Origin of the sequence: Streptomyces sp. NPDC093089 (assembly GCF_044754405.1) — a bacterium.
In the GTDB taxonomy this organism is placed as follows: domain Bacteria; phylum Actinomycetota; class Actinomycetes; order Streptomycetales; family Streptomycetaceae; genus Streptomyces.
Genome location: NZ_JBIVPA010000001.1, coordinates 1 through 26,525, shown reverse-complemented (window position 1 = coordinate 26,525; position 26,525 = coordinate 1). Strand labels below are relative to the sequence as shown.

Genomic DNA, 26,525 nt, shown 5'->3' with positions numbered 1-26,525 from the left:
GGTCGCGGGGGGGTTGGTCTCCCTCCGCGCCGCGGGCGTGGGGGTGGTGCGCGCCGGGCCGGGGGGGGGGGGGGGGGGGCGGCCCGCCCCCCCCCCCCCCCCCCCCCACCCCCGTACGCCCGGGGCCGCGCCTGCCGTCCGCCCGAGGACGCGCGCCTGCCGTCTGCCCAGGGCCCCGCCCCGTCACCGCCGTACGCCCGTCACCGCCGTACGCCTGGCCCCGGCTCTCCCGGCCCCGGCTCTCCCGGCCCCGGCTCTCCCGGCCCCGGCTCCCGGCCCCGTCACTCCGGCAGGCGCAGGATCGGGAAGCTGCCCGTGCTCGTCGGGGCGTGGTCGGGCAGCCACAGGACCGCGATGGCGCCGCCGACCCCGTTCGGGGCCCCCTCGGAGGCCACGTTCCGGAAGGTCAGCCGGGCGCCGAGGACCCGCGCCTGGCCCACCGCGATCGTCAGGCCGAGGCCGTGCCCCTGGCCCGCGCGGTCGCTCGTGCCCGTACGGAACCGGCTCGGCCCCTCCTTGAGGAGCGCCTCGGGGAACCCGGGGCCGTGGTCGCGGACGCGCACCACACGGCCCTCGACGGTGACCTCGACCGGCGGCTTGCCGTGCTTGGCCGCGTTCGCGAGGAGGTTGCCGAGGACGCGTTCCAGGCGCCGCGGGTCGGTGTTCACCCAGGAGTCGTGGACGACCCGGACGACCACCTCGGGGTCCAGGACCCGCACCCGCCGCTCGACGAACTCGCCGAGCGCGATCTCCTGGAGCTCGGCCCGCTCCGACGCGCTGTCCAGCCGGGCCACCTCCAGGACGTCCTCGACGAGGGTCCGCATCGCCTGCGCCCGGTCCCGCACGAGCTCGGTCGGACGGCCGGGCGGCAGCAGTTCGGCGGCCGTGAGCAGCCCGGTCACCGGGGTGCGCAGCTCGTGCGCGATGTCCGCGGTGACCCGGCGCTCGGCCTCGATCCGCTCGTTCAGGGCGTCGGTCAGGGCGTCGACCGCCCACGCCAGGTCGTCGGTCTCGTCCCGTACGACCCCGCCGACGGCGTCCCGCACCCGCACGTCCGTGTTGCCCTGGGCGACCCGGCCGGCCGCGACGGCGGCCTTCCGGAGCCGCCGGGAGATCCGGCCGCCGATCAGGACGCCGAGGGCGCAGCCGCCGAAGACCACCGAGACCGAGCCGACGACCAGCGCCCGGTCCAGATCGTTCATGATCGTCGCGCTGCGGTCGGCGAAGGGGATGTGCAGCGACAGGACGTCGCCGCTGGCCAGCGGCACGGCGGCCCACACGTCGGGCGGCCCGCCGTGCCGGTGTTCCTGCACGTACGTGCCGCGCCGGTTGTCCCGCATCAGCTGGTCGAGCTGGTCCGGCAGCGCCGGGTCGTTGATCTTCGTGCCGAAGCGGGGGTCCTTGGGCTTCGACGTCTCGTACATCCGCTGGGCGAAGAGCAGCCGCTCCATCTGGACCTCGCGCGCGTTGTCGAGCATCGAGATCCGGGCCGCGTTGTGCACGACGATGCTGAGGGTGACCGCGATGAGGGCGCCGACCGCCGCGATGGCGACGGCGATCTTCCAGCGGACCCCGGTCCTGAGGGGGAACAGCTTCACCGGACCGGGCCCGTCTCGGGGGAGGGGGTGCGGGGGGCCATGCCGGGCTAGCTCTTGAGCTTGTAGCCGAAGCCGCGGACCGTCTCGATCCGGTCCTGGCCGATCTTGGCGCGCAGCCGCTGCACGTGGACGTCGACGACCCGGGTGTCGCCGCCCCAGCCGTAGTCCCAGACCCGCTCCAGGAGCTTGTCCCGGGACAGTACGGTGCCGGGCGCGGCCGAGAACTCCAGGAGCAGCCGCATCTCGGTCGGGGTCAGCGCCACCGGCTGCCCGCCCTTGCGGACCTCCATGCCCTCGGTGTCGACCTCCAGGTCGCCGAAGACCAGGAGCCCGCCGTCGCCCGGCGCGTCCCCGTGCTCGCCGGCGCCCGCCCCGCCCGCGTGCCCGAAGCGGCGCAGCACGGCCCGGATGCGGGCCATGAGCACCGAGCCGTCGAAGGGCTTGGTGACGTAGTCGTCGGCACCGGCCTCCAGGCCGAGGACGACGTCGATCGAGTCGGCGCGCGCCGACAGCATGATGACCGGCACCGTCGATTCGTCGCGGATGCGGCGGCAGAGGCTGACGCCGTCCATGCCGGGCAGCATCACGTCGAGCAGGGCGATGTCCGGCCGCTGCGCCCGGAAGGCGTCGAGGCCGGAGAGGCCGTCGGGCATGGCCGTGACGCGGAAGCCGTCCCGCTCCAGGGCGAGCTGGGTGGCCTCACGGATCACGTCGTCGTCCTCGACGAACAGGACATGGGTTTCGGCCATCGTGCGTGTCCTTCGGGCTGCGGTCGGGCTGCGGTCGGTCGGTCCGGGCTGAGGTCGGTCCTGCTGCGGTCGGTCCGCGATCGGTCGGTCTGGATCTGGGTCTGCGGTGCGCGGGCTGCGGTCGGTCGGGCTGTGGGCCGGGCCCTGCGATCCGGGCGCCTCAGCCGGTGGCCGGCGCGCTGGGCGCGGGCTCGTCCATGCCGTCGCCGACCGCCCGGCTGAAGTCGTTGTGCACCCAGTCGTGCTGGACGAACCTGTTCCCCGACCAGCGGTACGTGATCACGTCCTCGCCCGAGGGGTACGCGACCGGGTCGCCCTTCGCGTACACCTGCTGGGTGACGACGAGGTCGCCGCGGTCGATCGTGGCGTACACGGCGGGGTCCTCGGTCATGAAGACGTTCACGTACCGGTCGCTCTGCATGCGGTAGACGTACGTGCCAATGCCGACGGCGTCACCGCAGGTCATGACGTTGACGACGACGTCGGGCGCCGGAGCGCCGGTGAGGTTTCCGTACGAGGCGTCCACCGGGTAGACGTCCGCGACACACGGCTTCAGATCGTTCTTGAGCCGCTCGCCGATCTTCGGATCGGCCTTGAGGAGCGCGATCGGATCGACCCGCTCGGCGGACTGCGGGCCGCCGGTCGCGGACGCGGAGGGGGTGGGCGCCGCCGCGGCCACCTCGTCGGTGCGGGCCGCGCCCTCGTCGCGGGAGCCGGTGCCGCCGGTGGAGCAGGAGGCCAGCGAGAGCCCGGCGACGACGAGCCCGGCCACCGCCGTCACGCCCGCCGCGGCGGCACGCCGAGGGCGGCGCCGTCCGGTCCGGAACCGGTCGCCGCCGCCGCTCGCGCAGGGGTCGCCGTCGTGGCGTCTGCCGCCGTCGGCTCCGTCGTCTAGGCCGCGCACCGCTCCTGCCCCCCTTCGTCACCTCGTACGGTCGCCCGCTCCCCGGTCCGTCCCAGGGTGCGGGCGTCGAGGTCGCGGCTCTCCAGCTCCTGGCGGAGCCGGGCGAGCGCGCGGTGGAGCGTCGACTTCACCGTACCCGTCGACATGCCGAGCGCCGCCGCCGTCTCCTCGGTGCTCATCTGCTCCCAGTGCCGCAGGACGACGACGCTGCGCTGCTTCGGCGCCAGCACCTTCAGGACGTCCATGAGCAGGGCCCGGTCGGCGTGCTGCTCGGTCGCGTCGTCGACGCGGGCGTCGGGCAGCTGCTCGGTGGGGACCTCGTCGAGCTTGCGGGAGCGCCACCACTCGGTCCGGGTGTTGATCATGACGCGGCGCAGGTAGGCGTCGGCCAGGGACTTGTCGGCGATGCCGTCCCAGCGGCCGAACGTGCGGGCCAGCGCCGTCTGGAGCAGGTCCTGGGCGTCGACGGGGTCGGCGACGAGCCGGCGGGCGCTGCGCAGCAGCGCGTCCTGCCGTGTGCGTACGTACTCCTCGAAGTCGAGCACCTCGCCGTGCCTCATCCGAACCGCCTCCGATCCCCGTGACCAGCTCTGTTCCTCGTGTCGTCGCCGACGCTACGGAGCAGTTGTCACGGAGCTGTGCGGGGCAGCCGTCGGCGGACGCACGGCTACCCATCGGTTGTGTAACAGAGGGGTCGGATGAGGTTTGGGGAGCGGAGGGCCCGGGTGCTCAGGAGAGCGGCAGCCGGTAGTGGCCGTTCTCCAGCGGTTCGACGAGGCCGTCCGCGACCAGGCCGTCGAGGGCCCTGGCCCGCTGCACCGGCTCGTCCCAGACCGCGTCCAGGGCCGCCTGCGCCACCGGGTCGGTCGACTCGCGCAGTACGGCGAGCAGCCGGCCCCGCACCTGCCGGTCGGTGCCGGCGTACGTCTGGCCGCGCCGCGGCGGGCCGTCGTGCGCCGGCTTGCCGGCCAGCCGCCAGGCGCACCGGGTGGCGATCGGGCAGCGCCCGCAGTCCTCGTTCTTCGCCGTGCACACCAGCGCGCCCAGCTCCATCGAGGCGGCGGCCCAGCGGGAGGCCGTCCCCTCGTCCTCCGGCAGCAGGGCGCGGGCCAGGCGCCGCTCGGCGGCCGTGGTCGCGTTCGGCGGGTACTGGACGCCGGTCGCCGCCCGCGCGAAGACCCGGCGCACGTTGGTGTCCAGGACCGCGTGGCGCTGGCCGTACGCGAAGGAGGCCACCGCGGCCGCCGTGTACTCGCCGATGCCGGGCAGCGCGAGGAGCTGGCCGTGGTCGCTCGGCACGTCGCCGCGGTGCCGCTCCGTTATGGCCACGGCCGCGGCGTGCAGCCGCAGCGCCCGGCGCGGGTAGCCGAGCCGGCCCCAGGCGCGTACCGCCTCGCCGGGTGCCTCGGCGGCCAGGTCGGCCGGTCGCGGCCAGCGCGCGAGCCACTGCTCGTACACAGGGAGGACCCGGACGACCGGGGTCTGCTGGAGCATGAACTCGCTGACCATGACCCCCCAGGCGCCGGCCTCGGGGCGGCGCCAGGGCAGGTCGCGGGCGTGCCGGTCGAACCAGGCGAGGACGGGCCCGTGGAGCTCGGCGGGGAGCTCGGGGGCCACGGGGGACGTGGGGGGAGTGTCAGTGGAAGTCATGGCACCCCCGATCCTGGCACGTCCGCGGCGGGATCAGTACGCGCCGTGGCGCGCGCGAGAGCGCCGCTCGGAGTGCGCCGGGGCGTGCGTGGCGGCGTGCGCCGCCTGTCCGCGCCCCGCACACCACGCCACGGCCGGGTTGCGGCTCGACCTCGCCGTCTCCACCACGGAGCGCACCGGCCGCTCGGCGGCCTTCATGACGAGGAAGGCGACGAGGGCGCCGACGAGCAGGCCGACGGTCACGTCGTGCGGGTAGTGCACCCCGACGAAGACCCGGGAGAACGCCATGAGCAGCGCCATCGGCGCGGTCAGCCAGACGATCCCTCGCCAGGACAGGGCGAGCGCCAGGGCGGCGGCACCGGCGATGGCCGAGTGGTTGCTGGGGAAGGACCAGTCGCCGTGCGGCGGGCAGGCGACGAGCGAGGCGGGCGCCCCGGCGACCGCGCGGCAGGGGCGTTCCTCGTCGACCAGCGACTTGAACGCCTCGCTCGCCACGTACCCGAAGGCGGTGGCCAGAGGGGCGAGCAGCGCGAGCGTCATGGCCCGGCTCGACCCGTCGCGCGAGCGCCACCAGCCGGCCAGGAACAGCACGCCGAAGAGCAGCAGTCCGGCCTCGGTCCAGACCTCGGCGAGCCACTGGAACCAGTGGGGGGTGGAGTGGGCGAAGTCGGCGACGTCGAGATACAGACGGTCGGAGAGGTCGAGGAGGGTGTTCATGGTGGACGACGCTAACCGGAATTCCGACTCCGCCGCCCCGGGCCAACGGCCAGAGCGACCCCCGACGAAAGTGGGGGCTCGCGATTCGCTCCGGTTCCTACCGATTTCACCTGCGCGTACGGGAAGAGTTCCCGGAACTGAGGGATGTGATCATCGGCAAAACTTGGCGTCTCGGGCGGCGGGTGGGGCGGGAGTTGGACCGGATCTCTCGTAAGGTTCGGGTCGTGGGATCTTTGCGCAATCCGGTCGGGCCGCTTCCCTCCACCATCTACTGGCGACGGAGGGCGGTCGCGGTATGCCTGGTGGCGCTGCTCGCCCTGCTCGCCGCATGGGCCGTCACCTCGGGTGACGGGGGCGGGAAGAAGCCGGACGACGCCGCCAACGGCTCCACGTCCGCCCCTCCCTCGATCACTCCCGGACCCTCCGGCACCGGCACCGCGATCAGCCAACAGCCCGGCGGGCGCGACGAGTCGGGCGAATCGGGCGACACCGACGGATCCGACGGCTCGGGCACCGGCGCGGACGCGGGTACCGACGCCGGTACGGACGCGGGTACGGACTCCGGGACGGCCGGCACCGGCGGCAAGAACGGCGACACCGACGGTGCCGGCGGCGACGGCGGCGCGGGCACCGGCGCGGGACAGCAGGTCCCGGCGAACTCCCCGCTCCCGAACTGCCCCGCCGGCGCGCTCCAATTGACGCTCCGCACCACCAAGGTCGCCTACGAGGCGGGGGAGAAGCCGCGCTTCCAGCTCGTCGCCGAGAACACCTCGAACACCGCCTGCAAGGCCGACTTCGGGCCCCGCGCCGCGGTCCTGACGGTCAGCGACGACCGCGACGACGAGATCTGGTCCTCCGCCGACTGCCCCCGCCCCGGCAACCCGATCCTGCTCCACGTCCCCGCCCGCACCACGGTCACCCACACCGTCGAGTGGGACCGCCTCCGCAGCGCCCCGCAGTGCGCCACCGCCCCGGCCGGCCAGGCCGCCCCCGGCACCTACCTGGTGGAGGCCACGATGTCGGGCGCGAAGATGCTCGCCGCCTCGTTCACGCTGAAGAACGACTGAGACGGCTGGGGCGTCCGAGGCGACTGTGCTGCCTGAGACGCCCGGGGTGCACCGCAAGACACGGGTGCACCCCCGGAGGTACCGCCCCCGGATCCAGGCGTACCGCCCCAGGAACCCGGAGGTACCGCCCCAGGAACCCGGAGGTACCGCCCCCGGATCTAGACGTACCGCTCCAGGATCGAGGACTCCGCGAGCCGCGACAGGCCCTCGCGGACGCTGCGGGCGCGGGCCTCGCCGACGCCGTCGACGGTCTGGAGGTCGTCCACGCTCGCGGCGAGGAGCTTCTGCAGCCCGCCGAAGTGCTCCACGAGCCGCTCGATGATCGCGCCGGGCAGCCGCGGCACCTTCGCGAGGAGCCGGTAGCCGCGCGGCGACACCGCCGAGTCGAGGGTCTCCGGCGAGCCGCTGTAACCCAGCGCCCGGGCCACGACCGGAAGTTCGAGCAGCTCGGTGTGGGTGAGCGCGTCCAGCTCGGTCAGCGCCTCGGCCACCGTGCGGGCGCGCTTGGCGGTCGGCTCCGGCACGTAGTCCCGGATCACCAGCTCGCGCTCCGGCTCCACGCCCGCGATCAGCTCGTCGAGCTGGAGCGAGAGGAGCCGGCCGTCGGTGCCGAGCTCGACCACGTACTCCGCGATCTCGGTGGCGATCCGGCGGACCATCTCCAGGCGCTGGGCGACGGCCGTCACGTCCCGGACGGTGACCAGGTCCTCGATCTCCAGGGCGGAGAGCGTGCCGGCCACCTCGTCGAGGCGGAGCTTGTACCGCTCCAGGGTCGCGAGGGCCTGGTTGGCGCGGGACAGGATCGCCGCCGACTCCTCCAGGACCCGCCGCTCGCCGTTCACGTACAGCGCGATCAGCCGCATCGACTGGGAGACCGAGACGACCGGGAAGTTGCACTGCTTGGAGACCCGGTCCGCCGTGCGGTGGCGGGTGCCGGTCTCCTCGGTGGGGATGGAGGCGTCCGGGACCAGCTGCACGCCCGCGCGGTGGATCTTGGTGATGTCCTTGTCGAGGACGAGCGCGCCGTCGAGCTTGCACAGCTCACGCAGGCGCGTGGCGGCGAACTCGACGTCCAGCACGAAACCGCCGGTGCACATCGAGTCGACCGTCTTGTCCAGGCCGAGCACGATGAGACCGCCCGTGTTGCCCCGGAGGATCCGCTCCAGGCCGTCGCGCAGCGCGGTGCCGGGCGCGACGGCGCTCAGGGCGGCGCGCATCAGCGCTTCGTTGCCGGAGCCCGTGCCGGACTTTCCAGGACCTGCTGCCCCGTCCTTGGCTGCCACTGCACTCCTCCGGCTCGTACGGATGGGCGAGACCAGGGCAAAGTCTAGCGACACCACCCCGCCGCCCTCCGCCCCCGACCGATCCGGGGTGGTCCGAAAGGGGTCCCCACCCTGACCGCCGCCTAACCCTCGGCACCCTCCGGGGCCTTCGCACGGCGGCTGCGCGGCAGCACGCGCAGGGCGTCGCCCATGTCCGCGACCTCGGTCACCTTCATGCCCGCCGGCACCTTCCCCGGGTCCGACGGGACCAGCGCGTGCGTGAAGCCGAGCCGGTGCGCCTCGGCGAGCCGGCGCTGCACGCCCGTCACCCGCCGGACCTCGCCCGCGAGCCCGACCTCGCCGATCGCGACCAGGTTCTTCGGCAGCGGGGTGTCGCTCGCCGCCGAGGCGAGCGCGAGGGCGATGGCGAGGTCGGCCGCGGGCTCGGTGAGCTTCACACCGCCCACGGTCGCGCTGTAGATGTCCCGCTTGCCCAGGGCGCTGATCCGGCCGCGCTGCTCCAGGACCGCCAGCATCATCGAGACCCGGGAGGTCTCCAGGCCGGACGTGGTCCGGCGCGGGGACGGGATCTGGGAGTCCACGGTCAGCGCCTGGACCTCGGCGACGAGCGGGCGGCGGCCCTCCAGGGTGACCGTCAGGCAGGTGCCGGGCACGGCCACGTCACGCCGGGTCAGGAAGAGCCCGGACGGGTCGGCCAGGCCCGTGATGCCCTCGTCGTGCAGTTCGAAGCAGCCGACCTCGTCGGTCGCGCCGTACCGGTTCTTCACGCCCCGCACCAGACGCAGGCGCGCGTGCCGGTCGCCCTCGAAGCTCAGGACGACGTCGACCAGGTGCTCCAGGAGCCTGGGGCCCGCGATGGCCCCGTCCTTGGTGACGTGGCCCACGAGGAGCGTGGACATGCCGCGCTCCTTGGAGGCCCGGATCAACGCCCCGGCGACCTCGCGGACCTGCGCCATGCCACCGGGGGCACCGTCGATCTCGGGGGAGGCGACGGTCTGCACCGAGTCCATGATCAGCAGCGAGGGCTTCACGGCGTCGAGGTGCCCGAGGACGGCCGACAGGTCGGTCTCGGCCGCCAGGTACAGATGGTCGCTCAGCGCGTTGATCCGGTCCGCGCGCAGCCGGACCTGGCTCGCCGACTCCTCGCCCGTGACGTACAGCGTGCGGTGCTCGTCGCTCGCCGCCTTGGCCGCCACGTCGAGCAGCAGCGTCGACTTGCCGACGCCCGGCTCGCCCGCGAGCAGCACCACGGCGCCCGGCACCAGACCGCCGCCGAGGACCCGGTCCAGCTCGTCGACGCCGGTCGAGCGGGCGGTGGCCTGCCGGCCGTCGATCTGGGCGATGGGCACGGCGGCGGTGGACACACGGCCCGCCGCGGTCGTCCGGACGGCGGGCGCGCCGTACTCCTCGACCGTCCCCCAGGCCTGGCATTCGGGGCAACGACCGAGCCACTTGGCCGTCTGCCAGCCGCACTCGGTGCAGCGGTAGGACGGCCGTTCCTTGGCGGATTTCGTACGGGCAGCCATGTCCCCCACCGTATCCGCCGCCACCGACAACGGGCCGCCGTCCTCCACAGGGGGGAACACCACGCCGCCGGGAAACCCCCTTCCTGTCCCCCTTCGAGCGATAGCTTCACCCGTAAGAATGAGAATGACTCAACCGGTACGAAGAGTGCCCCGCGCCTTGCCTACGGTCGCCCAGTGACGAGCAGCAGGCTGGATTCCCCCACAGGCACCACCGGCGCATACCGGGCGCACCGCGCCGCGGACCAGGGACCGCGCACGCTCGGCCGGCGGCCCCCCGCCCGCTACGAGGCCGCCCTCGACGGCCTCTTCACCTACTGCCTCTCCGTGCTCTGCGACCACGACACGGCGACCGCCGTCCTCGGCGACGTCCTCGCCGTCGCCGAACGCCACCACGGCCGCTGCCCCTCCGACGAGGACGGCCGCACGGCCTGGCTGTACGCCCTCGCCCGCTGGGCCTGCCTGCGCAGCCTCGGCGAGCAGCGCCGCAAGCGCCAGGGCGCCCACACCGGCCGCCCCGCCGTCACCGCGCCCGAGCCGCCCCGCGTCTCCGAGGAGACCGCGGACCGCCGCCGGGCCGAACTCGCCGTCCTCGCCTGGCCTGAGGCGGCCGGCACCACCCCCGAGCAGCGGGAGGCCCTGGAGCTCGCCGTCCGGCACGGCCTCAGCCGCCGCCAGGTCGCCGCCGTGCTCTCCCTCGACCCGCACGCCGCCCGCGAGCTCCTCGCCACCGCCGGCTGCGAGGTCGAGCGGACCCGCGCCGCGCTCGCCGTCGTCGAGACCGGCAGCTGCCCCACCGTCGCCCGGCTCACCGGCGACCACCAGGTCCTCCTCTCCGCCGCCCTGCGCGCCGAACTCGTCCGGCACGTCGACGACTGCCCGCGCTGCCGGCGGGTCGCCGAGCGCGTCGGCGCCGGCGGCCCCTGGCCCGGAAGCACCACCGAGCCGGCCCCCGCCCGGCTACCGCTCGTCGAGGCGCCCCGGGCCGCCGCGTACATGGCGATGCTGCACGTCCCGCGCGCGCGTGCCGGCGCCCCGCGCTTCGCCCCCACCGGCTTCCCGATGGACCCCAAGGACCACCTGGCCCGCCGCGACCGGATGCGGGCCCGCGCGGTGACCACCACCGTCGTCGCGGCCGTCGTCGCCGCCCCCGTCCTCGCCCTGTGGACCTCCTGGCGGAGCACCCCGGTCGCGGACGCGCCCGGCAGGGACGGAGCCCGGATCAGCGCGCGCGAGGCGGACGAACCCGAGGGCCCGGACGGCCGCCCCTACGACCGCTACGAGAACGCGGGCAACGCCGACGCCACCCCCGAACCCCGCTTCACCCGGGGCAGCCGCGCCCCCGACGTCTCCGTCGAGGTCGTCAGCCCCGGCGGCCCCACCGAACCCTCCCGCCCCGGCGAGCCCGCCGCCGGCTGGATCACGGTCTCCGCGCGCGGGCACGGCGACCTGACCCTCCTCACGCTCACCGCGTCCGGCGGCTCCCCCGTCGACTGGTCCCTGTGGACGGACGCGCCCTGGCTGTACGTCACCCGGGCCTCCGGCACGCTCCGCCCCGGCGAGACCGTGACGATCACCGTCCGCGTCGACCACGACCGCGAGCCCGTGGGTGCCTGGAGCGCGCGGATCGGGGTGAACCCCTCGGGCGCGGTGGTCAGGATCGACGGCTACCGCCCGCCCCCGCCGATCGACGACCGGGTGATCACACCCCCGCCGGCCACCACCCAGCCGACGACCCCGCCGACCTCTCCGCCCACGACCGAGCCCACGACCCCACCGACGACCGAGCCGACCACTCCGACCTCCCCGCCGACGACCGAGCCCACGACCCCGCCGACGACCGAGCCGACCCCGGATCCGACGACCCCGCCGCCCACCACCGAGGAACCCCCGCCCACGACCTCGGACCCGGGCTCACCCCCGGCGTCGCCGGGGAACCCGCCCCCGTCCTCGTAGGAAAGGCCCCACAGCCCCTCAGGCCCCACAAGGCCCCACAAGGCCCCACAAGGCCCCACAAGGCCCCCAGGATCCTGGAAGGTCAGGCCGGATCCGGATCCGGATCCGCGGGGTGCGGTGCCACGAGCGGCAGCTGCGAGGAGAGCCGGGCCTCGCAGAGCCCGACCAGCACCTCGTACGCCTCCTGGCCCATCATCTCGACGAGCTCGGGCCGGTACGACACGTACACCGGTTCACCGCCGACGTGCGCCGACGTCGCCGTCGTGCAGTACCAGTGCAGGTCGTGGCCGCCAGGCCCCCAGCCGCGCCGGTCGTACTCGCCGATCGACACCTGGAGCACCCGGCTGTCGTCGGGCCGGTCGATCCAGTCGTACGTCCGCCGCACCGGCAGCTGCCAGCACACGTCCGGCTTCGTCTCCAGCGGCTCCTTGCCCTCCTTCATCGCCAGGATGTGGAGGGAGCAGCCCGCGCCGCCCGCGAAACCGGGCCGGTTCTGGAAGATGCAGGACCCCTCCCAGCGGCGGGTCTGCCGGTCGCCGTCCTCGTCGAGCTGCACCCAGCCCGACTCCGTGCCGACGTCGTGGAACTGCCACAGCTCCGGCGTCAGCCTGGCCACGTGCTCCGCGACCCGCTTCTCGTCGTCCTTGTCGGAGAAGTGCGCCCCGAGCGTGCAGCAGCCGTCGTCCGCGCGCCCCTCCTGAATGCCCTGGCAGCCGTTTCCGAAGATGCAGGTCCAGCGCGAGGTCAGCCACGTCAGGTCACACCGGAAGACCTGCTCCTCGTCGGCCGGATCGGGAAACTCGACCCACGCGCGCGCGAAGTCCAGCCCCTTCTCGTCCGGCTCCTCTTCCTTGCCCCGCTTCCGCTTCCCGGCCTTCACGGCCTTCGCCGCGTGCGCGACCCTGGCCGCCTTCACACCGCCGTCTTCGCCCGGCTTCGCCTTCTTCGTCTTTGGCACAACACCAAGCGTATGCGGGTCGGAGCATTGACCTCCGCCTCCGCCCCAGCGGGCGAGGCTTCCTGCCACGGTCGGCTGACCGTCCCGGTGGGTTCCTGCTTCGCGGCGCTGTGCCGGGATGGGTCCCGGTCTTACCTGCGCTCCACAGGCTGACACCGCCAGTCCGGCGGCCTTGGCGATGTTGATCGCCGCGTTGACGTCCCGGTCCAGGACCGTCCCGCAGCCCTGGCACTCCCACACGCGGACGTGCAGGGGCCTGGGGCCGTCCTTGATCCCGCACACACAGCAGACCTGGCTGGTGGGCTCGAAGCGCCCGATGCGGATCAAGGTCCGGCCGTACAAGGCAGCCTTGTACTCCAGCATTGCGACGAACAATGCCCAGCCGGCATCGTGCACGGACTTGGCCAGTCGCGTACGGGCGAGCCCTTTCACCGCCAGGTCCACCACTGCCACCGCCTGGTTCTCGCGGATGAGCGGATGATCCGGGTGGAGAGCCGGTGGCGGAACTCGCGCCGCGCGTCGGCCACCCGCGCGTGCGCGCGGGCGACCCCGATGCGGGCCTTGTCCCGGTTGTTCGACCCCCTCGCCTTGCGGCTCAGGGTCCGCTGGGCCTTCTTGAGCTTCTTCTCCGCCCTGCGCAGGAAACGCGGAGCGTCGATCTTCGTACCGTCTGAGAAGACCGCGAAATGCCCCAGCCCGAGGTCGATACCGACCACCGATTCCACGGCCGGATGCGGGGCGGGGTCGGTCTCGACGACGAACGAGGCGAAACAGCGCCCGGCCGCGTCCTTGATCACGGTCACCGTTGACGGCGTGGAGGGCAGGGCGCGGGACCACTTCACCCGGACATTCCCGATCCTCGGGAGCGACAGGTCCCCGCCAGCCGTGATCTTCCAGATCTTCCAGCGGGCGTTGGCGGTGAACCGGACGGAACCAGGCACGCTCGTCGGTCTTCTTCGCCTCGGTGATGAGCAGCTTGGAAAGGTCCCCGACCTTCGGGAACGGCAGACCCGCGGCGCGGGCGGTCCCGCGGGCCCGCAGGGCGTCGTTGTAGACCACCCGCGCACACCCGAAAGCCCTCGCCGGTGCCTCGCGCTGGCCGATGGTCGGATGCAAACGGAATGAGTACCGAAGCCGCATGGCCTCACTCCAGACAGCGGATTGCGCACTCCAGGACCGCCTCGGGGGGCTGTGAAACAGCTCACATGGGGTCGATTCTCCGGACCGGTGACGTCATCTCGTGCCCAGCCCGCCGCTGGAATCCGGCGCTTCAAGCGGCGACAGAACCAGCCAAGTCATCGGTAGCGTTCCGCCCATGAGACTCGGAGTCCTCGACGTCGGTTCGAACACAGTGCACCTCCTGGTGGTGGACGCCCACCCCGGGGCCCGCCCCCTGCCCGCCCACTCCCACAAGGCGGAGCTGCGGCTCGCCGAGCTCCTCGACGCGCGGGGGTCGATCGCGCCGGACGGCGTCGAGCGGCTGATCGCGACCGTCAGGGACGCGCTCCTGGCTGCCGAGGACAAGGGCTGCGAGGAGGTGCTGCCGTTCGCGACCTCGGCCGTCCGGGAGGCGACCAACGCGGACGCCGTCCTCGCGCGCGTGAAGGACGAGACGGGCGTCGACCTCCAGGTGCTCACCGGCGAGGAGGAGGCCCGGCTCACGTTCCTCGCCGCCCGCCGCTGGTTCGGCTGGTCCGCGGGCAAGCTGCTGCTCCTCGACATCGGCGGCGGCTCCCTGGAAGTCGCCTACGGCATCGACGAGGACCCGGACGCCGCCGTCTCCCTGCCGCTCGGCGCGGGCCGGCTGACGGCAGGCTGGCTGCCGGGCGACCCGGCCGACAGCGCCGACGTGAAGGCGCTGCGCCGCCACGTGCGCGCCCAGATCGCCCGTACGGTCGGCGAGTTCAGCCGCTTCGGCCGCCCCGACCACATCGTCGCCACCTCCAAGACCTTCAAGCAGCTGGCGAGGATCGCGGGCGCGCCCGGTTCCGGCGAGGGCCTGTACGTCCAGCGGATCCTGTCCCGCAAGTCCCTGGAGGAGTGGGTTCCGCGCCTTGCCGGGATGACCGCTCCCGAGCGCGCGGCCCTGCCGGGCGTCTCGGAGGGCCGCGCCGGCCAGCTCCTCGCGGGCGCGCTGGTCGCGGAGGGCGCGATGGACCTGCTGGGCGTCGAGGTGCTGGAGATCTGCCCCTGGGCGCTGCGCGAGGGCGTCATCCTGCGCCGCCTCGACCACCTGCCGGAGCACTGACCCGCGAGGATCCCGCCCCGCGGAGGGCGCCGGGCGTGACGTGACCCCGACCTGTGGAGGGGGCGGGCGTGACGTGACCCCGCTCCGCGGAGGGCGCCGGGCGTGACGTGAACCACGCCCGGCGCCCCGGCCCGCCCCGTACCCTGTCCCCGTGGCAGAACCAGTGGTGCGCATCCCGGATGCGAAGGTCGCCCTGTCGACGGCCTCGGTCTATCCGGAGTCGACGGCGACGGCCTTCGAGGTCGCCGCGCGCCTCGGGTACGACGGCGTCGAGGTCATGGTGTGGACCGATCCGGTCAGCCAGGACGTGGAGGCGCTGCGCCGCCTCTCCGACTACCACCAGGTCCCGATCCTGGCCGTGCACGCCCCCTGCCTCCTGATCACCCAGCGCGTCTGGTCGACCGACCCGTGGGTCAAGCTCCAGCGCGCGCGGGCGGCCGCCGAGCGGCTCGGTGCGTCGACGGTCGTCGTGCACCCGCCCTTCCGGTGGCAGCGCCAGTACGCCAAGGACTTCGTCACCGGCATCTGGCGGATGGCGGACGAGACGGACGTGCGGTTCGCCGTCGAGAACATGTACCCGTGGCGGTACAAGGACCGCGAGATGCTCGCGTACGCCCCCGAGTGGGACGTCACGAAGGACGACTACCGGCACTTCACCGTCGACCTCTCGCACACCGCGACCGCCCGTACGGACGCCCTCGCGATGATCGACCGCATGGGCGACCGGCTCGGCCACGTCCACCTCGCCGACGGCAAGGGCTCCGCGAAGGACGAGCACCTGGTCCCGGGGCGCGGCACGCAGCCCTGCGCCGAGCTGCTGGAGCGGCTGGCGCTCACCGGCTTCGACGGCCACGTCGTCATCGAGGTCAACACCCGCCGCGCGATGTCAGCCGCCGAACGCGAGGCCGACCTCGCGGAGGCGCTGGCGTTCACCCGGCTCCACCTCGCCTCCGCCCCGACCCGCCCCTCCCGGGTGCCGCGACCGTGACCGGACCGGCCCCGCGCCGGCGCGGCCGCCCTTCCCGGACCGAGGAGGAGAGCGGGCCGGGCGCGCGCGAACGCATCCTGGAGGCGGCCCGCGCCGAGTTCGCGGAGCGGGGCTACGACAAGGCCTCGGTGCGCGGCATCGCCCGGGCGGCGGGGGTGGACCCGGCGCTGGTCCACCACTACTTCGGCACGAAGGACGAGGTGTTCGCCGCCGCGATCGAGGTGTCCTTCGAGCCCGCGGCCGTCGTGCCGGCGATCGTGGCGGGTCCCCGCGACGCCATCGGCGAGCGGCTCGCGCGCTTCTTCATCGGCGTGTGGGAGAACCCGGTCAGCCGCGCCCCGCTCCTCGCGACGGTCCGGTCCGCGCTGACGCACGAGGCGGCGGCCAAGGTGCTGCGGACCTTCGTGCTGCGCCGGCTCCTGGAGCGGATCGCGGCCGAGCTGGACGTGCCGGACCCGGCGTTCCGCGCGGAGCTGGCGGCGTCGCAGATGATCGGGATCGTGATCATGCGGTACGTGATCCGGGTCGAGCCGCTGGCCTCCGCGGATCCGGAGGAGATCGTGGCCCAGGTGGCCCCGACGCTCCAGAGGTACCTGACCGAAGGCTGAGCATCCGTCGTACCCGGCCGAAGGTGAGCACCTGTCGTACCCGATCGAACGCCGAACCCCCGTCGTACCTGACCGAAGGCTGAACACCCGTCCCGCATTCCGGACGGCCTGTCCAGATCTTGGAGTGTCGGCGTACGCTCGAATGCAAGCACACCCATCACGAGGAGCGAGCGACGATGCCCGAGCTGAGGTCCCGCACAGTCACCCACGGCCGCAACATGGCGGGCGCACGCGCCCTTATGCGCGCCTCCGGTGTACCCGGCGCGGACATCGGCCGGAAGCCCATCATCGCCGTGGCCAACTCCTTCACGGAGTTCGTCCCCGGTCACACCCACCTCCAGCCGGTCGGCCGGATCGTCTCCGACGCCATCACGGCCGCCGGCGGCATCGCCCGCGAGTTCAACACGATCGCCGTCGACGACGGCATCGCGATGGGTCACGGCGGCATGCTGTACTCGCTGCCCTCCCGCGACCTGATCGCGGACAGCGTGGAGTACATGGTCGAGGCGCACTGCGCCGACGCCCTGATCTGCATCTCCAACTGCGACAAGATCACCCCCGGCATGCTGATGGCGGCCCTGCGCCTGAACATCCCGACGGTCTTCGTCTCCGGCGGCCCGATGGAGTCCGGCCGCGCCACCCTCGTCGACGGCACGGTCCGCACCCTCGACCTGGTCGACGCGATCTCCGACGCCGTGAACCCGAACATCTCGGACGAGGACATCGCCCGCATCGAGGAGAACGCCTGTCCGACCTGCGGGTCGTGTTCCGGCATGTTCACCGCCAACTCGATGAACTGCCTGACCGAGGCGATCGGCCTCTCCCTCCCCGGCAACGGCTCCCTGCTCGCCACCCACACCGGCCGCAAGGCGCTGTACGAGAACGCGGCGCGCACGGTCGTCGACATCACCCGCCGGTACTACGACGAGGACGACGCCTCCGTCCTGCCGCGCTCGATCGCGACCCGCGCCGCCTTCGAGAACGCCATGGCGCTCGACATCGCCATGGGCGGCTCGACCAACACGATCCTGCACCTGCTCGCCGCCGCCCAGGAGGCCGAGCTCGACTACGGCCTCAGCGACATGGACGAGATCTCGCGTCGGGTGCCCTGCCTGGCCAAGGTCGCGCCGAACGTCGCCAAGGACCGCACGTACTACATGGAGGACGTGCACCGGGCCGGCGGCATCCCCGCGATCCTCGGCGAGCTCTACCGCGCGGGCCTGCTGAACGAGGACGTCAACTCCGTTCACTCCGCCTCCATCAAGGAGTGGCTGGACACCTGGGACGTCCGCGGCGGCGCCGCCACCGACGAGGCCGTCGAGCTGTTCCACGCGGCCCCCGGCTGCGTCCGCTCGGCGACCGCCTTCTCGCAGTCCGAGCGCTGGCAGTCGCTGGACCTGGACGCGGCCGGCGGCTGCATCCGCGACGCGGCCCACGCGTACTCGAAGGACGGCGGCCTCGCGGTCCTGCGCGGCAACCTGGCCGTGGACGGCTGCGTCGTGAAGACAGCCGGCGTCGACGAGTCGATCTGGACCTTCGAGGGCCCGGCGGTCGTCTGCGAGTCGCAGGACGAGGCCGTCGAGAAGATCCTCAACAAGCAGGTCACCGACGGCGACGTGGTCGTCATCCGGTACGAGGGCCCGCGCGGCGGCCCGGGCATGCAGGAGATGCTCTACCCGACGTCCTTCCTCAAGGGCCGCGGCCTGGGCAAGACCTGCGCGCTGGTCACCGACGGCCGCTTCTCCGGCGGCACGTCGGGCCTCTCCATCGGCCACGCCTCCCCGGAGGCCGCCTCGGGCGGCACGATCGCCCTCGTCGAGGACGGCGACCGGATCCGCATCGACATCCCGAGCCGCTCGATCGAGCTCCTCGTCGACGAGGCCACCCTCGCCGCCCGTCGCGAGGCGCTGAACGGCGTGTACGTGCCGAAGAACCGTCAGCGCAAGGTGTCGGCCGCGCTCCGCGCCTACGCGGCGATGGCCACCAGCGCCGACAAGGGCGCGGTCAGGGACGTGACGAAGCTGGGCTGAGCCCGGCAGCGGTACGGCAGCAGTACGAGGAAGGGGAGCGGGCCGGGTGCCCGCTCCCCTTCCTCGTGCCCCACGTGCCGGCCGCTTCCCTCACCAGGACGCGGGCTCGCGCGCGTCCACCGCGAACACGGAGCCGTCGGGAGCCGTCCCGAACACCCGGTCCCCGGCGACCAGCGGCGACGGCACCGAGGGCGCGTACCCGAGCCGGCCGTTCTGCAGCCGCGGCCGGGTCTGGCCGACGAGCGCCCCGCGCGCGGTGTCGACGGCGAGCAGACGCCCGTCCTGCACGGAGAAGTAGAGGCGGTCGCCGGGGCCGAGGACCGGTGGGGAGACGTTCCCGGCGGCCGTCACCAGGTCCCACAGCACCTTCCCCTTCTCCGCCGCCGTGTCGAAGGCGGTGAGGTGCCCGTCCGCTTCGAGCAGGTGGACCACGGTGCCGCGCACGGCGATCCCCCGGATGTCCATCCGGCTCGGCAGCGGCAGCGTGCGTACGGCCCCGCGACCGCCGGGCCCCACGAGCACGAGCGCGTCGGCCACCCCGGTGTCGTACAGCGAGGCGAGGACCAGCGTGCCGTCGCCGGTGTGGCCCAGCGGGTCGAGGTTGCCCTCCAGGTCCCGGTGCCAGGCCACCTCGCCGGTGGCGGGGCGGATCGCGCCGACCGCGGTGCGCGTCGCGTCACCGGAGGTCTCGGACACCGTGAGGAGCCCGGAGGGCGCGTCGTACGCCCCGGGGAACGGGTTCCCGAAGCCGGTCAGGCGGTGCCGCCAGAGCTCCCGGCCGCTGCCGCCGTCGACCGCCCGCATGCCGCCGACCCCGTCGGACAGGACGACGGCGGAACCGGACGGCCAGTACGCCTCGGGCAGACCCGCGACGGTGCTCCAGCCGGGCCTGCCGTCCTCGGCCCCGTACGCCCGCAGGGGACCGGTGGGGGCGGCGGCCCCGATCTGTCGGCCGCCCGCGAGGAGCACGGGAGCGTCGGGGGACTCCTGCTGGATGGGGGACGGCTTCGACCAGAGGACCCGCCCGGTGACCGGGTCGAGCCGGGCGAGCGCGACGCCCCGGGCCGTGCAGTACAGCGCGCCCGCGTCGTGGAGGCAGGCCGGAGCGGCCGTCGGGCCGAGCTCCTGGAGCCTGGTGTCCCAGCCGCTGAACACGTTGGCCACCTCGTCCGGGCGGTCGGGGCCCGCCTGCGCGCCGCCCGCCGGAGCGCTCAGCGCCGCGTACACGCCGGCTCCGGTCAGCGCGAGCACGGCGGCGACGGCGAGCGTCGGACGCGGCCGGATCCGCCCGCCGAAGCGCGGACCCCGGCGGCGCGGACCGGGCACGGTCGCCCGTACCGGCGTGTCGGCGTCCCACGCGGGCGCGGGGCCGGTGTCACCGTCGCCGTCCGGCAGCGCGGGCCGCCGCCGCTGCGCCGGTATGAACGCCTCCGCCTCGTACGAGGGCGGCAGCAGCGCGGACATGACCTGGGCCGGGGTCGGCCGCTCGCCGGGGTCCTTGGCGAGGCAGCGCGCGACCAGCGGAGCCAGCTCCGCCGGCACGCCCGCCAGATCCGGCTCGTCGTGGACGACCTGGTACGCCACGATGTACGGGCTCTCGGAGTCGAACGGGCCGTGCCCGGTCGCTGCGTGCACCAGGACCGAGCCGAGCGCGAAGACGTCCGCCGCGGGACCGACCTCGCGCGGGCGCTGGAACTGCTCCGGCGCCATGAACGGCGGCGAGCCGATGAGCTTGCCCGTCTCGGTGTGCAGGTCGCTGTCGACGGGCCGGGAGATGCCGAAGTCGATGACCTTCGGCCCGCTGTCGGTGAGCATGACGTTGCTGGGCTTGAGGTCCCGGTGGACGACCCCCGCCCGGTGTATGTCCCGCAGCGCCTCGGCGAGCCCCGCGGTCAGCCGGCGCAGTTCGGCGGGCGACAGCGGCCCGTTCCGCTTCACCTGGTCGGCGAGGGTCGGGCCGGGCACGTAGAGGGTGGCCATCCAGGGGCGTTCGGCATCGGGGTCGGCGTCCACGACCGGCGCGGTGAAGGCCCCGCTGACCCGGCGGGCGGCCGCGACCTCCTGGCGGAATCGCGCCCTGAACTCGGGATCCTCCGCATACCGTGCGTGCACGACCTTGACCGCGAGCCGCAGCCCCGAAGCCGACGCCGCGAGGTGTACGACGCCCATGCCGCCGGCCCCCAGACACGCCTGGAGCCGGTAGTCGCCCGCGTACTCGGACCCCTCCGCTTCCCGGCCGGAACCGGTACCGCGCAACGGTGGCATCGCCCACCCCCGTGTGATTCCCCGTCACCTCGCGCACACCCGCGCGAACCCGACGGAGCCTAGTCCATGGGGCCCCGATGTCGGTGGGGCTTGCTAGCCTGCGCGTCGCGGAGAGTGAAACTCCGCGGAGCGCTTTCGCGCCACAGGGGGAGGACACCATGAGCACGCGCTACGAGGTCGCACCGGGCTACCGGGTCAACGTCCGTTCGGGCCCGAGCACCAAGTACCCGATCGTCCGGGTCCTGCCGCTCGGCGCCACGATCGCCATCAACTGCCAGAAGTACGGCGAGTGGATCAACGGCCCCTACGGCACCACGAACATCTGGGACAACATAGCGCCGGGCGAGTACGTCTCCGACGCGTACGTCCACACGGGCAGCGACGACCTCGTCGCACCGCGCTGCTCCTGAACCCCTCCACCGCCGCCCGGGGATAATCGACCCCGTGAGCGACGACGAGCAGACCCCCCGCACGACCGGCAAGCCCTCCGGGGGCAAGCCCTCTGCCGGCGTGCCTTCCGGGGGCAAGCCCTCCGGGGGCAAGCCTTCCGCCGGCGTGCCCTCCGGGCCGCAGCCGGAGGAGATCCGCTTCTTCGGCACCACCTGGGTCGACCACAGCGGCGGCTACGCCCTGCGCAGGGCCGGCCTGGCCGTCGGCTCGCTCGCCGCCGCCGTCGCGGCCTGCTTCGTGCTGCGCTTCGCCTACGAAGGCCTGCAGATCGCCGCCGTCGGCGGCATCGTCAACACGCTGGTCGTCATCATGTTCGCCGTCTGCAGCGCCATCGCCTTCCGCAAGACCTGGGAAGGCTTCGGCCGCCGCCCCACCGACCCGGCCCGCGAAGAGTCCCTCCGCAGCCTCAAGGCCATCGGCTTCATCGGCTCCCTCCTCGCCTACTCCCTCCGCTGCCTCCGCGAAGCCCCCGGCGAAGCACTCCACCGCACCGAATACCAAGCCGCCCTCACCCGCCACGAAAAGCGCCGCACCCGCAAAAACCCCAAGCGCAAGTAACCTCCCCCAGCCAGCCAGCCAGCCAGCCAGCCAGCCAGCCAGCCAGCCAGCCAGCCAGCCAGCCAGCCAGCCAGCCAGCCAGCCAGCCAGCCAGCCCCCACCCCACCGAGCCCGGCCCCCGCCGGGGTGTCGCCGCCCCCGCGCTGACGCGCCGCGCGAACCGCGCCCGCCCCTAGCCCGGCCCCCGCCGGGGTGTCGCCGCCCCCCCCGCTGACGCGCCGCGCCCATCCCTCGCCCGGCCCCGTCCCCGGGTTGTGGGCATACGTCCGCCAAGGGCGGAACGGGTGGGCACAACCCCCACCGGCCCGCAGCGGCCCCGGCCCGCCAGGCACCCCGCACCCAGCGCCCCGCACTCCGCACCCAGCGCCCCGCACCCAGCGCCCCCAGGCCCTTGACCCCACACACCCCCAGGCGCACTATTCATCACATGGTGAATTACCCGACGGGTGACCCCGCCACCAACGAACCCAAACCCCCCTCACCCCCCTCACCCCATGAACCCCCCACGCCCCTCACACCCCCCGCCATCACCGCAACCTCCCTCACCACCACCCGCGGCACCCGCACCGTCCTCCGCGACCTCGACTTCACCATCCCCACCGCCCGCATCACCGGCCTCCTCGGCCCCTCCGGCTGCGGCAAGACCACCCTTATGCGCGCCATCGTCGGCACCCAGGCCAAAGTCGCCGGCACCCTCGACGTCCTGGGCCGCCCCGCGGGCGACCCCGCACTCCGCTCCCGCATCGGGTACGTCACCCAGGCCCCCTCGGTCTACGACGACCTGACCGTCCGCCAGAACCTGGACTACTTCGCCGCCGTCCTGCTCCCCGGCCGAGCCCGCCGCCATGACCGCCGTACCGCCGTCGACCGGGCCATCACGGACGTCGACCTCACGTCGCACGCCGACTCCCTCGCCGGCCGGCTGTCCGGCGGCCAGCGCAGCAGGGTGTCGCTCGCCGTCGCCCTCCTCGGCACGCCGGAGCTCCTCGTCCTGGACGAGCCGACGGTCGGCCTGGACCCGGTCCTCCGCAGGGACCTGTGGAACCTCTTCCACCGGATCGCCGCCGACCGGGGCACCACACTCCTCGTCTCCTCGCACGTCATGGACGAGGCGGAGCGCTGCCACCGCCTCCTCCTCATGCGTGAGGGCGAGATCCTCGCCGACGACACCCCCGACAACCTCCGCCGACGCAACGACACCGCCACCGTCGAAGAGGCCTTCCTCCGCCTGGTCGACGCCGCCGCGGCCCGAGCCGCACACGAGGAGCCCCGGTCATGAGCCCCGCCCGCACCCTCGCCACCGCCGCCCGCGTCCTGCGCCAGTTGCGCCACGACCCGCGCTCGATCGCGCTGCTCCTCCTGGTGCCGTGCCTGATGCTCTTCCTGCTCCGCTACGTGTTCGACGGAAGCCCGCAGACCTTCGACAACATCGGGGGATCGCTCCTCGGCATCTTCCCGCTCATCACGATGTTCCTGGTGACCTCCATCGCGACCCTCCGCGAACGCACCTCGGGCACCCTGGAACGCCTGCTCGCCATGCCGCTCGGCAAGGCGGACCTCATCGCCGGCTACGCCCTCGCGTTCGGGCTCCTCGCCATCGTCCAGTCCACCCTGGCCACCGGCCTCGCCGTCTGGTTCCTCGGCCTCGACGTCATCGGCTCCCCCTGGCTGCTCCTGCTGGTCGCCCTCCTCGACGCCCTGCTCGGCACCGCCCTCGGCCTCTTCGTCTCGGCCTTCGCGGCCTCGGAGTTCCAGGCCGTCCAGTTCATGCCGGCGGTGATCTTCCCGCAGCTCCTGCTCTGCGGCCTCTTCACCCCGCGCGACCAGATGGCCCCCGCGCTCGAAGCGGTCTCGGACGTCCTGCCGATGTCGTACGCCGTCGACGGCATGAACGAGGTCCTCCGCCACCCCGACGTCACCGGCGACTTCGTCCGAGACGTCCTGGTCGTCGCGGGCTGCGGACTCCTCGTCCTCGCTCTGGGCGCGGCCACCCTCCGCCGCCGCACCGCATGACCCCACTACGTGTCCCCACCACGTGACTCCGCCGCGCGACCCCACCCACGTGACCGCCCCTCGGACACGCACGCACCCCCCGGCCCACCGGTGCGAGGATGACGACACGTACCCCCCTCCGGCGAGGTGAACAGAGCCATGACCCAGACCGTCGCAGTCCTCGGCACCGGCAAGATCGGTGAAGCGCTCCTCAGCGGCATGATCCGCGCAGGGTGGCGCCCCGCGAACCTCCTGGTCACCGCCCGCCGCGCCGAACGCGCCGAGGAGCTCCGTACCCGCTACGGCGTCGAGACCGTCACCAACGCCGAGGCCGCCAAGCGCGCCGACACCCTCATCCTGGCCGTCAAACCCCAGGACATGGGCCGCCTCCTCGACGAGCTCGGCCCGCACGTCGCCGCCGACCGCCTGGTCATCAGCGCCGCCGCCGGCATCCCCACCTCGTTCATCGAGGAGCGCCTGACCGCCGGCACCCCCGTCGTCCGGGTCATGCCGAACACCCCCGTCCTCGTCGACGAGGGCATGTCGGTCATCTCGGCCGGCAGCCACGCCACCCCCGGACACCTCGTCCACACGGAGGAGATCTTCGGCGGCGTCGGCAAGACCCTCCGCGTACCCGAGTCCCAGCAGGACGCCGCCACCGCCCTCTCCGGCTCGGGCCCGGCCTACTTCTACTTCCTCGTCGAGGCCATGACCGACGCCGGCATCCTCCTCGGCCTGCCCCGCGCCCAGGCCCACGACCTCATCGTCCAGGCCGCCATCGGCGCCGCCGTGATGCTCCGCGACAGCGGCGAGCACCCGGTCAAGCTCCGCGAAGCCGTGACCTCCCCGGCCGGCACCACTATCAGCGCCATCCGCGAGCTGGAGAACCACGGCGTCCGCGCCGCCCTCATCGCCGCCCTCGAAGCCGCCCGCGACCGCAGCCGCGAACTCGCCTCCGGCAACAGCTGACCTACGCGGCCGAGACCGCGCCCTTCACCACGTCCTCCGTGGCCACGACCCGGGCGAACCGCCCGCCGTGCAGCGACACCGCCGTCGCCCGGGTCAGCTCCTCCGCCGTCTGCGTCCACCCGAACGGCCCGGCCAGGTCGAAGGTGTGCATCGCGTCCAGCGGGAACAGCACGTCGTACCCGAGGTTCCCGCCCATCCGGGCCGTCGTCTCGTTGCACATGTTCGTCTGGATCCCGACGACCACGATCTGCCCGGCCCCCAGGCCCTTCAGCCAGGCGTCCAGGTCCGGCTCCCCGTAGAACGCCGAGTTCACGCTCTTCGTGACCAGCACCTCGGGACCGGCCCCCTTCCCCCGCCGCTCCTCCACCACGTCCTTGAAGTCGTTCCCCTCGGTCCCCGGCTGCAGCGGCGAACCCTGCTGCACCGAGTCGTGCCGCACGAAGGCGACCGGCCGCCCCGTCTCCTGCCACACGTCGATCAGGGCGGCGATGTTCCGCTCGGCCTCCGGGTTGTTCCGACGCCCCCAGAACTCCTGCTCGAAGCCCTTCTGTACGTCGATGACCACCAGCGCCGCGTTCTCGTCGATCTCCATGACCACGATCCTCCCGCCGCCACGCCCTCGCTCCCAGAGGGTCGAATGTCAGCGATCGATGATTTACTGCCAAAGGTGACGCCGATCCCCACGCCCCGCCCCCAGCGCATCGCGCTCCTCGCCTTCCCCGGCGTCCGCGCCTTCGACATCTCCGTCATCACCGAGGTCTGGGGCAGCGACCGCACCCTCCGCGGCGTCCCGCCCTTCGAACTCCGCCGCACCGCCGCCGACCCGCACACCCCCGTCCCCCTGCGCGGCGGACTCACCCTCACCCCCGACCGCGCGCTCGACTGGCTCGACGACCTCACCCCCACCGACCTGGTCGTCGTCCCCGGCATAGAGGACCCCGACGCCGACCTCCCGGTCCCGGTCCTGGATGCCCTCCGCCGCGCCCACGCCGCCGACATCCCCGTCGCCTCGCTCTGCGCCGGTGCCTTCGTCCTCGCCCGCGCCGGACTCCTCGACGGCCGCCGCGCCGTCACCCACTGGCACCTGGCCCCGACCCTCGCCGCCCGCCACCCCGCGGTCCAGGTCGAACCCGACGCCCTCTTCGTCGAGGACTCGGGCATCTGGACCTCGGCCGGCACCGCCGCCGGCATCGATCTCTGCCTCCACCTCGTCCGTACGGCCCACGGAGCCGAAGCGGCCGCCGCCATCGCCCGCTCCATGGTCACCGCACCCTTCCGCACCGGCACCCAGGCCCAGTTCATCGAGCACCCCACCCCCCGCGCCGACCGCGACGCCGACGCCCTCGCCGACGCCCGCGCCCATGCCCTCGCGCACCTCGACGAACCCCACACCGTCGCGAGCCTCGCCGCCCGCGCCGGCATGTCCCCCCGCTCCTTCGCCCGCCACTTCCAGGCCACCACCGGAACCACCCCCCTGCACTGGCTCATCACCCAGCGCGTCGCCGCCGCCCAGAAACTCCTCGAACTCACCGACCACCCCCTCCCCGAGGTGGCCCGCCGCGCGGGCTTCGGCAGCGAGATCACGATGCGCCAGCACTTCGCCTCGCACCTCGCCACCAGCCCCCGCGACTACCGCACCGCGTTCCGCCACCCCGCGGAACGACCCGTACGGTGACGCCCCAGGCCGGGGGTTGACACGGGATCCCCCGATCCGTACTGTTCTCCGAGTTGTCCGACGTGAGCACCGACTCCGGTCGGCCCCGGACAGCCATTCCGCAAGATCCTCTGAAGCTGACGACGCTTTGCCGTGCCGTCTCGCTTTCCGTGTGTTTTTGCGAAATGAGGAATCCGCGTTCGAAGGTCTGAGCGCAGCAGCCCGATTAGCGTCGGGGGCAGGAAACCCGCTAAAGTCTCACTCGTCGGAACGGCCCAACAGCCGGAAAGACAAACCCCGCTGACTGGGAATCAGACGCCGAAAGGATCTGATAGAGTCGGAACCGCCGGAAGGGCCC

General features: G+C 73.4%; 24 protein-coding genes and 2 pseudogenes. 12 read left to right on the top strand and 14 right to left on the bottom strand.

Features of this window, described 5'->3' with window-relative positions:
* Positions 1–281: 281 nt before the first annotated feature.
* From cseC to ACIQFX_RS00105, 6 genes are all read right to left on the bottom strand, one after another.
* The gene (gene cseC, locus ACIQFX_RS00130) at positions 282–1,757 is read right to left on the bottom strand and encodes a two-component system sensor histidine kinase CseC (RefSeq protein WP_402458518.1); all 1,476 of its coding nucleotides are present in this window, start codon (positions 1,755–1,757) and stop codon (positions 282–284) included.
* On the bottom strand, positions 1,646–2,347 hold the full coding sequence (gene cseB / locus ACIQFX_RS00125) for a two-component system response regulator CseB (RefSeq protein ID WP_402456932.1): 702 nt from the start codon (positions 2,345–2,347) through the stop codon (positions 1,646–1,648). Before cseB ends, cseC begins: the two co-directional genes overlap by 112 nt.
* Positions 2,348–2,507: 160 nt before the next feature.
* Positions 2,508–3,251: a hypothetical protein gene (locus tag ACIQFX_RS00120; RefSeq protein WP_402456929.1), complete on the bottom strand. Its 744-nt coding sequence runs from the start codon at positions 3,249–3,251 to the stop codon at positions 2,508–2,510.
* A complete protein-coding gene (locus ACIQFX_RS00115) occupies positions 3,239–3,811 on the bottom strand; it encodes a SigE family RNA polymerase sigma factor (RefSeq protein WP_402456927.1) in 573 nt (190 codons plus the stop codon). Before ACIQFX_RS00115 ends, ACIQFX_RS00120 begins: the two co-directional genes overlap by 13 nt.
* Positions 3,812–3,980: 169 nt before the next feature.
* Positions 3,981–4,901: an A/G-specific adenine glycosylase gene (locus ACIQFX_RS00110; RefSeq protein WP_402456924.1), complete on the bottom strand. Its 921-nt coding sequence runs from the start codon at positions 4,899–4,901 to the stop codon at positions 3,981–3,983.
* 33 nt (positions 4,902–4,934) lie between these two features.
* Positions 4,935–5,618 carry a phosphatase PAP2 family protein gene (locus tag ACIQFX_RS00105; RefSeq protein ID WP_402456922.1) on the bottom strand — a complete coding sequence of 228 codons (684 nt, stop codon included), beginning with the start codon at positions 5,616–5,618 and terminating at the stop codon, positions 4,935–4,937.
* A gap of 224 nt (positions 5,619–5,842) precedes the next feature.
* Here ACIQFX_RS00105 and ACIQFX_RS00100 point away from each other — a divergent pair, with 224 nt between their 5' ends.
* Entirely contained in the window at positions 5,843–6,685 is an 843-nt protein-coding gene (locus tag ACIQFX_RS00100; protein WP_402456921.1) for a hypothetical protein, read from the top strand.
* Positions 6,686–6,843: 158 nt separating this feature from the next.
* Here ACIQFX_RS00100 and disA read toward each other — a convergent pair whose 3' ends face one another.
* On the bottom strand, positions 6,844–7,968 hold the full coding sequence (gene disA / locus ACIQFX_RS00095; protein WP_402456918.1) for a DNA integrity scanning diadenylate cyclase DisA: 1,125 nt from the start codon (positions 7,966–7,968) through the stop codon (positions 6,844–6,846).
* 122 nt (positions 7,969–8,090) lie between these two features.
* Entirely contained in the window at positions 8,091–9,494 is a 1,404-nt protein-coding gene (gene radA, locus ACIQFX_RS00090) for a DNA repair protein RadA (RefSeq protein ID WP_366308940.1), read from the bottom strand.
* 174 nt (positions 9,495–9,668) lie between these two features.
* On the opposite strand from radA, the gene ACIQFX_RS00085 reads away from it, so the two are divergent.
* On the top strand, positions 9,669–11,447 hold the full coding sequence (locus ACIQFX_RS00085) for a hypothetical protein (protein ID WP_402456914.1): 1,779 nt from the start codon (positions 9,669–9,671) through the stop codon (positions 11,445–11,447).
* A gap of 82 nt (positions 11,448–11,529) precedes the next feature.
* Here ACIQFX_RS00085 and ACIQFX_RS00080 read toward each other — a convergent pair whose 3' ends face one another.
* The 4 genes and pseudogenes from ACIQFX_RS00080 to ACIQFX_RS00065 all read right to left on the bottom strand — a co-directional run.
* On the bottom strand, positions 11,530–12,327 hold the full coding sequence (locus ACIQFX_RS00080) for a hypothetical protein (protein ID WP_402458515.1): 798 nt from the start codon (positions 12,325–12,327) through the stop codon (positions 11,530–11,532).
* Between the two features lie 309 nt (positions 12,328–12,636).
* A pseudogene (locus ACIQFX_RS00075) lies at positions 12,637–12,819 on the bottom strand (zinc ribbon domain-containing protein); the annotation flags it as partial.
* Positions 12,820–12,833: 14 nt separating this feature from the next.
* Positions 12,834–13,346 carry an RNA-guided endonuclease InsQ/TnpB family protein gene (locus ACIQFX_RS00070; protein ID WP_402458513.1) on the bottom strand — a complete coding sequence of 171 codons (513 nt, stop codon included), beginning with the start codon at positions 13,344–13,346 and terminating at the stop codon, positions 12,834–12,836.
* A gap of 133 nt (positions 13,347–13,479) precedes the next feature.
* Positions 13,480–13,545 (bottom strand): annotated as a pseudogene (locus ACIQFX_RS00065) (hypothetical protein); the annotation flags it as partial.
* 175 nt (positions 13,546–13,720) lie between these two features.
* On the opposite strand from ACIQFX_RS00065, the gene ACIQFX_RS00060 reads away from it, so the two are divergent.
* The 4 genes from ACIQFX_RS00060 to ilvD all read left to right on the top strand — a co-directional run bounded on the left by ACIQFX_RS00060 (position 13,721) and on the right by ilvD (position 18,279).
* Positions 13,721–14,653, top strand: a complete 933-nt coding sequence (locus ACIQFX_RS00060; RefSeq protein ID WP_402456911.1) for a Ppx/GppA family phosphatase — start codon at positions 13,721–13,723, stop codon at positions 14,651–14,653.
* A gap of 151 nt (positions 14,654–14,804) precedes the next feature.
* A complete protein-coding gene (locus tag ACIQFX_RS00055) occupies positions 14,805–15,641 on the top strand; it encodes a sugar phosphate isomerase/epimerase family protein (RefSeq protein WP_402456908.1) in 837 nt (278 codons plus the stop codon).
* Positions 15,638–16,249, top strand: coding sequence for a TetR family transcriptional regulator (locus ACIQFX_RS00050; protein ID WP_402456905.1), 612 nt, complete (start codon positions 15,638–15,640; stop codon positions 16,247–16,249). Before ACIQFX_RS00055 ends, ACIQFX_RS00050 begins: the two co-directional genes overlap by 4 nt.
* 176 nt (positions 16,250–16,425) lie before the next feature.
* On the top strand, positions 16,426–18,279 hold the full coding sequence (gene ilvD, locus ACIQFX_RS00045; protein WP_402456903.1) for a dihydroxy-acid dehydratase: 1,854 nt from the start codon (positions 16,426–16,428) through the stop codon (positions 18,277–18,279).
* A gap of 90 nt (positions 18,280–18,369) precedes the next feature.
* Here the strand turns inward: ilvD and ACIQFX_RS00040 are convergent, their stop codons facing one another.
* Complete coding sequence (locus tag ACIQFX_RS00040) at positions 18,370–20,544, bottom strand: protein kinase (protein ID WP_402456901.1); 2,175 nt, start codon at positions 20,542–20,544, stop codon at positions 18,370–18,372.
* A 77-nt stretch (positions 20,545–20,621) separates the two neighbouring features.
* Here ACIQFX_RS00040 and ACIQFX_RS00035 point away from each other — a divergent pair, with 77 nt between their 5' ends.
* The 5 genes from ACIQFX_RS00035 to proC all read left to right on the top strand — a co-directional run bounded on the left by ACIQFX_RS00035 (position 20,622) and on the right by proC (position 24,513).
* Positions 20,622–20,954 carry a peptidase gene (locus ACIQFX_RS00035; protein ID WP_402456898.1) on the top strand — a complete coding sequence of 111 codons (333 nt, stop codon included), beginning with the start codon at positions 20,622–20,624 and terminating at the stop codon, positions 20,952–20,954.
* Positions 20,955–20,988: 34 nt separating this feature from the next.
* The gene (locus tag ACIQFX_RS00030; RefSeq protein ID WP_402456896.1) at positions 20,989–21,552 is read left to right on the top strand and encodes a hypothetical protein; all 564 of its coding nucleotides are present in this window, start codon (positions 20,989–20,991) and stop codon (positions 21,550–21,552) included.
* A gap of 427 nt (positions 21,553–21,979) precedes the next feature.
* Positions 21,980–22,831, top strand: coding sequence for an ABC transporter ATP-binding protein (locus tag ACIQFX_RS00025; protein ID WP_402456894.1), 852 nt, complete (start codon positions 21,980–21,982; stop codon positions 22,829–22,831).
* On the top strand, positions 22,828–23,565 hold the full coding sequence (locus ACIQFX_RS00020) for an ABC transporter permease (RefSeq protein WP_402456891.1): 738 nt from the start codon (positions 22,828–22,830) through the stop codon (positions 23,563–23,565). The genes ACIQFX_RS00025 and ACIQFX_RS00020 overlap by 4 nt, the downstream gene beginning before the upstream one ends.
* A 138-nt stretch (positions 23,566–23,703) precedes the next feature.
* Positions 23,704–24,513 (top strand): pyrroline-5-carboxylate reductase, encoded by an 810-nt coding sequence (gene proC, locus ACIQFX_RS00015; protein WP_402456888.1) that lies wholly within the window; start codon positions 23,704–23,706, stop codon positions 24,511–24,513.
* Position 24,514: 1 nt separating this feature from the next.
* Here proC and ACIQFX_RS00010 read toward each other — a convergent pair whose 3' ends face one another.
* Complete coding sequence (locus tag ACIQFX_RS00010) at positions 24,515–25,105, bottom strand: cysteine hydrolase family protein (protein WP_402456885.1); 591 nt, start codon at positions 25,103–25,105, stop codon at positions 24,515–24,517.
* A gap of 45 nt (positions 25,106–25,150) precedes the next feature.
* Between ACIQFX_RS00010 and ACIQFX_RS00005 the strand changes: the two genes are divergently transcribed.
* Complete coding sequence (locus tag ACIQFX_RS00005; RefSeq protein ID WP_402456882.1) at positions 25,151–26,188, top strand: GlxA family transcriptional regulator; 1,038 nt, start codon at positions 25,151–25,153, stop codon at positions 26,186–26,188.
* Positions 26,189–26,525: the final 337 nt, after the last annotated feature.